The organism is Pseudomonas sp. PS01270 (genome assembly GCF_029959775.1).
GTDB lineage: Bacteria > Pseudomonadota > Gammaproteobacteria > Pseudomonadales > Pseudomonadaceae > Aquipseudomonas > Aquipseudomonas atacamensis.
Window position 1 is genome coordinate 1 of sequence record NZ_JASCPT010000203.1, and the last position, 5,791, is coordinate 5,791.

Sequence of the window (5,791 nt, forward strand, 5' to 3'; positions counted from 1 at the left end):
GGGAGCGAGCCTGCTCGCTAAGACGGACTGGCATCCAACAAGGATGTCGACTGATCTATCGCTTTCGCGAGCAGGCTCGCTCCCACAGTGGACGGTGTGCAACTCAGGTGTCTGGCCTCACCCTTTGAAATTACCGTGACCCGAGTCCTGACCCGATGAACACAGAATTCCGCAAGAACCTGCCCGGCACGCCGCTGGATTACTTCGACACCCGCGCGGCGGTCGAGGCGATTGCGCCTGGCAGCTACGACACCCTGCCGTACACCTCCCGCGTGCTGGCGGAAAACCTTGTGCGTCGCTGCGACCCGGCCACGCTCACCGATTCCCTCAAGCAACTGATCGAGCGCAAGCGCGATCTCGATTTCCCGTGGTTTCCGGCGCGGGTGGTCTGCCATGACATTCTCGGCCAGACCGCGCTGGTCGACCTCGCCGGTCTGCGTGACGCCATCGCTTTGCAGGGTGGTGACCCGGCGCAGGTCAACCCGGTGGTGCCGACGCAACTGATCGTCGACCACTCGCTGGCCGTCGAGGCGGGCGGTTTCGATGCCCAGGCCTTCGAGAAGAACCGCGCCATCGAAGATCGCCGCAACGAAGACCGCTTCCACTTCATCAACTGGACCAAAAAGGCCTTCAAGAACGTCGATGTGATCCCGCCGGGCAACGGCATCATGCACCAGATCAACCTGGAGAAAATGTCCCCGGTGATTCAGGTGCGCGAAGGCGTGGCGTTCCCCGACACTTGCGTCGGCACCGACAGCCACACGCCGCACGTCGATGCGCTGGGCGTGATTGCCATCGGCGTTGGCGGCCTCGAAGCCGAGAGCGTGATGCTCGGTCGCGCGTCGTGGATGCGCCTGCCGGAAAGCGTTGGCGTCGAACTGACCGGCAAGTTGCAACCGGGCATCACCGCTACCGACATGGTCCTGGCCCTGACCGAATACCTGCGCAAGCAGAAAGTCGTTGGCGCGTGGCTGGAGTTCTTCGGCGAAGGCGCGGCGGCGCTGACCCTCGGCGACCGCGCGACCATCTCCAACATGGCCCCGGAATATGGCGCCACGGCGGCGATGTTCTACATCGACCAGCAGACCATCGATTACCTGAAACTGACCGGTCGTGAAGACCAGCAGGTTCAATTGGTCGAGCAGTACGCCAAACTCACCGGGCTTTGGGCTGACAGCCTCAAAGGTGCGCAATACGAGCGCGGCCTGACTTTTGATCTGTCCTCGGTGGTGCGCAACATGGCCGGCCCGAGCAACCCGCACGCCCGCGTTGCGGTATCGGATCTGGCGGCCAAAGGCATCTCCGGCCAGTGGGATGACGTACCGGGGCAAATGCCCGATGGCGCGGTGATCATCGCCGCCATCACCAGTTGCACCAACACCAGCAACCCGCGCAACGTCATTGCCGCCGGCCTGTTGGCGCGCAATGCCAACAAGCTCGGCCTGACGCGCAAGCCGTGGGTCAAATCTTCGCTGGCGCCGGGCTCGAAAACCGTGGCGCTGTACCTCGATGAAGCGGGGCTGACCACTGAACTTGAACAGCTCGGTTTCGGCGTTGTGGCATTTGCCTGCACCACTTGCAACGGCATGTCCGGCGCCCTCGATCCGCTGATCCAGCAAGAGATCATCGACCGCGATCTGTACGCGACCGCAGTGCTTTCCGGCAACCGCAACTTCGACGGCCGCATTCACCCGTACGCCAAACAGGCATTCCTCGCCTCGCCGCCGCTGGTGGTTGCCTACGCGATCGCCGGGACCATCCGTTTCGATATCGAGAAGGATGTGCTGGGCGTGGTCGATGGCCGGGAAATCCGCCTGAAAGACATCTGGCCGAGCGACGAAGAAATCGATGCGGTGGTGAAGTCGTCGGTCAAGCCCGAGCAGTTCCGACAGGTCTACATCCCGATGTTCGCCGTGCATGAAGACACCGGTCCGAAAGTCGCGCCGCTGTACGACTGGCGTGAAATGAGCACCTACATCCGCCGTCCGCCGTACTGGGAAGGCGCACTGGCCGGCGCCCGTCCGCTGAAGGGCATGCGCCCGCTGGCGGTGCTGCCGGACAACATCACCACTGATCACCTGTCGCCATCGAACGCGATCATGCTCGACAGCGCCGCCGGCGAATACCTGGCAAAAATGGGCCTGCCGGAAGAGGACTTCAACTCATACGCCACCCACCGTGGCGACCACCTGACTGCCCAGCGCGCGACCTTCGCCAACCCGAAGCTGTTCAACGAAATGGTCGTGGAAAACGGCAAGGTCAAGCAGGGTTCGCTGGCGCGTGTCGAGCCGGAAGGCCAGGTCATGCGCATGTGGGAAGCCATCGAAACCTACATGCAGCGTAAGCAGCCACTGATCATCATCGCTGGCGCTGACTACGGTCAGGGTTCGTCCCGCGACTGGGCGGCGAAAGGCGTGCGCCTGGCCGGCGTCGAGGCGATTGCCGCTGAAGGTTTCGAGCGCATTCACCGCACCAACCTGGTGGGCATGGGCGTGTTGCCGCTGGAATTTAAACCCGGCACCAACCGCCACACCCTGGCCATCGACGGCAGCGAAACCTACGATGTGATTGGCGAACGCAAGCCGCGTGCGGATCTGACGCTGGTGATCAATCGCAAGAACGGCGAGCGCGTCGAAGTGCCGGTGACCTGCCGTCTCGATACCGCTGAAGAAGTGTCGATCTACGAGGCCGGCGGCGTGTTGCAGCGCTTCGCACAGGACTTCCTCGAAGGCTCGGCGGTAGCCGTCTAAATCAACTTGTGGGCATGGGATTTTCAAGTCCCATGCCTTCGGTAAGGAGCACCATGGCTCACGCACCACAGATAAGAATTCCTGCGACTTACATGCGCGGCGGAACCAGCAAAGGCGTGTTCTTCAGCCTCACCGACCTGCCCGAAGCGGCGCAGGTACCCGGTCCCGTCCGCGACGCTTTGCTGCTGCGGGTCATCGGCAGCCCCGACCCGTACGACAAGCAGATCGACGGCATGGGCGGCGCGACGTCGAGCACCAGCAAAACCGTGATCCTGTCGAAAAGCACCCGTGCCGATCACGACGTCGATTACCTGTTTGGCCAAGTGTCGATCGACAAGCCGTTCGTCGATTGGAGCGGCAACTGCGGCAATCTCTCGGCGGCGGTCGGTTCGTTCGCCATCAGCAACGGTCTGGTCGACGCCAGCCGCATTCCGCACAACGGCGTGGCGGTGGTGCGTGTGTGGCAGGCCAACATCGGCAAGACCATCATCGCCCACGTGCCGATCACCAACGGCGAAGTGCAGGAAACCGGTGATTTCGAACTCGACGGCGTGACCTTTCCGGCGGCCGAAGTGCAAGTCGAATTCATGGATCCGGCGGCGGAAGAAGAGGGCGGCGGTGGCTCGATGTTCCCTACCGGCAATCTGGTCGATGAGCTGGAAGTACCGGGTGTCGGCACGTTCAAGGCGACCATGATTAACGCCGGGATCCCGACGATTTTCGTCAACGCCGAAGACATCGGTTACACCGGCACCGAACTCCAGGGCGCGATCAACGGCGATCCAAAAGCGCTGCTGATGTTCGAGACGATTCGTGCTTACGGTGCGTTGCGCATGGGCCTGATCGCCAATCTGGAAGAAGCCGCCAAGCGGCAGCACACGCCGAAAGTCGCATTCGTCGCCAAGCCTGCGGATTACGTGGCGTCGAGTGGTAAAGCGATCGCTGCTGGTGATGTGGACCTGCTGGTGCGCGCGTTGTCGATGGGCAAGCTGCATCACGCGATGATGGGCACGGCAGCGGTGGCGATCGGCACGGCGGCAGCGATTTCCGGGACGTTGGTCAATCTTGCTGCTGGTGGGGTTGAGCGCAATGCGGTGCGTTTCGGCCATCCGTCCGGGACGTTGCGCGTGGGCGCTGAGGCGACGCTGGAGAATGGCGAGTGGGTGGTGAAGAAAGCCATCATGAGCCGCAGTGCGCGGGTGCTCATGGAAGGTTACGTCTGCGTGCCCGGTGATTGCTTCTAAGCAACAGCAATATCCTTGTGGAGCGAGCCTGCTCGCGAAAGCGATGCATCAGACATGCAAATGTTGACTGACACTCAGCCTTCGCGAGCAGGCTCGCTCCCACAGTGGATTGCATTTCAATCATAAGAAATCGTTAGCCCTGAACCGAGGTCCCATCAACGAACCACTTCACGAGTGAATCGAACATGAGCGCCAACGTCGACCTGAACAACCGCCCCGATTACGACGCAGTCCTGCAGGACATCGCCGACTACGTCCTCACCTTCAAGCCCGAATCCGCCGAGGCGCTGAACACCGCGCGCAACTGTCTGATGGACACGCTGGGCTGCGGCTTGCTGGCCCTGCGTTTCCCCGAATGCACCAAGCACCTCGGCCCGATCGTCGAAGGCACGGTTGTACCCTTCGGTGCACGAGTGCCAGGTACCCCTTATCGCCTCGATCCGGTCAAAGCCGCTTGGGATATCGGCTGCATTGTCCGCTGGCTCGACTACAACGACACCTGGCTTGCCGCCGAATGGGGCCATCCATCGGACAACCTCGGCGCCATCCTCGCCGTGGCCGATCACCTGTCGCAAAAACGCGTCGCCAATGGTGAGGCACCGCTGACGGTCCGCGATGTGCTGGAAGCAATGATCATGGCCCACGAGATTCAAGGCGTGATCGCTCTGGAAAACTCCTTTAACCGGGTAGGACTGGATCACGTCATTCTGGTGAAAGTCGCCTCGACCGCCGTCAGCGCCAGACTGATGGGTGCCAATCGCGAGCAGCTGTTGTCGGCACTGTCCCACGCCTTCGCCGACGGTCAGGCACTGCGCACTTATCGGCATGCGCCGAACGCCGGCTCGCGCAAATCCTGGGCGGCGGGGGATGCGGCGAGTCGTGGCGTGCGTCTGGCCGACATCGCCATGCGCGGCGAGATGGGCATTCCCGGTGTGTTGAGCGCGAAGCAGTGGGGCTTCTACGACGTATCGTTCAGCCACACCAACAACGATCTGGCGCTCAAGCCCGAGGACAAGCGCGCTTTCAGCTTCTCCCGGCCGTTCGGCAGTTACGTGATGGAAAACGTGCTGTTCAAGATCAGTTTCCCCGCCGAATTCCATGCGCAGACGGCATGCGAGGCGGCGGTGACCTTGCATCCGCAGGTGCGCAATCGGCTGCATGAGATCGACCGCATCGTCATCACCACCCATGAATCGGCGATCCGCATCATTTCCAAGGTCGGCCCGCTGGCCAACGCTGCCGACCGCGATCATTGCCTGCAATACATGACCGCCGTGCCGCTGGCATTCGGCAATCTGGTGGCGGAGCACTACGAAGACGACTTCCACAAGGCGCATCCGATCATCGATGTGCTGCGCGAAAAAATGGTGATTGTCGAAGAGCCGCGCTTCACCCGCGAATACCTTGAGCCCGACAAACGCTCGATTGCCAACGCCGTGCAGGTGTTTTTCAAGGACGGCAGCAGCACCGACAACGTCGTGGTGGAGTACCCGATCGGCCATCGCCGCCGCCGCGCCGAGGGCATTGCGTTGCTGGAGGACAAGTTCAAGGCCAACCTGGCCACGCGGTTTGCCGGGCAGCGTTGCGCTGAGATATTTGCGCTCTGTGAGGATCAGGCGCGGCTGGAAGCCACAGCGGTGAATCGATTCATCGATCTGTTTGTGCTCTGACAGACCGCGTTATCGTTCTTCGCGAGCAGGCTCGCTCCCACAGTCGTTACGATGCAGGTCCACTGTGGGAGCGAGCCTGCTCGCGGAGGCGCCAGCTCAGGCCACGCCGGACGACTTGAACCGCCGC

At 62.1% G+C, this 5,791-nt stretch carries 3 protein-coding genes; all 3 read left to right on the forward strand.

Features of this window, described 5'->3' with window-relative positions; all coding sequences use genetic code 11:
- Positions 1 to 155: 155 nt before the first annotated feature.
- The 3 genes from acnD (at position 156) to prpD (ending at position 5,664) form a co-directional block, all read left to right on the forward strand.
- The gene (acnD, locus tag QMX86_RS27045; RefSeq protein ID WP_016773823.1) at positions 156 to 2,750 is read left to right on the forward strand and encodes a Fe/S-dependent 2-methylisocitrate dehydratase AcnD; all 2,595 of its coding nucleotides are present in this window, start codon (positions 156 to 158) and stop codon (positions 2,748 to 2,750) included.
- A gap of 53 nt (positions 2,751 to 2,803) precedes the next feature.
- Positions 2,804 to 3,994, forward strand: coding sequence for a 2-methylaconitate cis-trans isomerase PrpF (gene prpF / locus QMX86_RS27050; protein ID WP_282387657.1), 1,191 nt, complete (start codon positions 2,804 to 2,806; stop codon positions 3,992 to 3,994).
- 185 nt (positions 3,995 to 4,179) lie between these two features.
- A complete protein-coding gene (gene prpD / locus QMX86_RS27055; protein ID WP_282387929.1) occupies positions 4,180 to 5,664 on the forward strand; it encodes a 2-methylcitrate dehydratase in 1,485 nt (494 codons plus the stop codon).
- The last annotated feature ends 127 nt before the right edge of the window (positions 5,665 to 5,791 follow it).

Excerpts from the sequence above, each read along its gene's own strand:
- acnD (WP_016773823.1), top strand. The coding sequence starts at position 156 with ATGAACACAGAATTCCGCAAGAACCTGCCCGGCACGCCGCTGGATTAC.
- prpD (WP_282387929.1), top strand. The coding sequence starts at position 4,180 with ATGAGCGCCAACGTCGACCTGAACAACCGCCCCGATTACGACGCAGTC.
- prpF (WP_282387657.1), top strand. The coding sequence starts at position 2,804 with ATGGCTCACGCACCACAGATAAGAATTCCTGCGACTTACATGCGCGGC.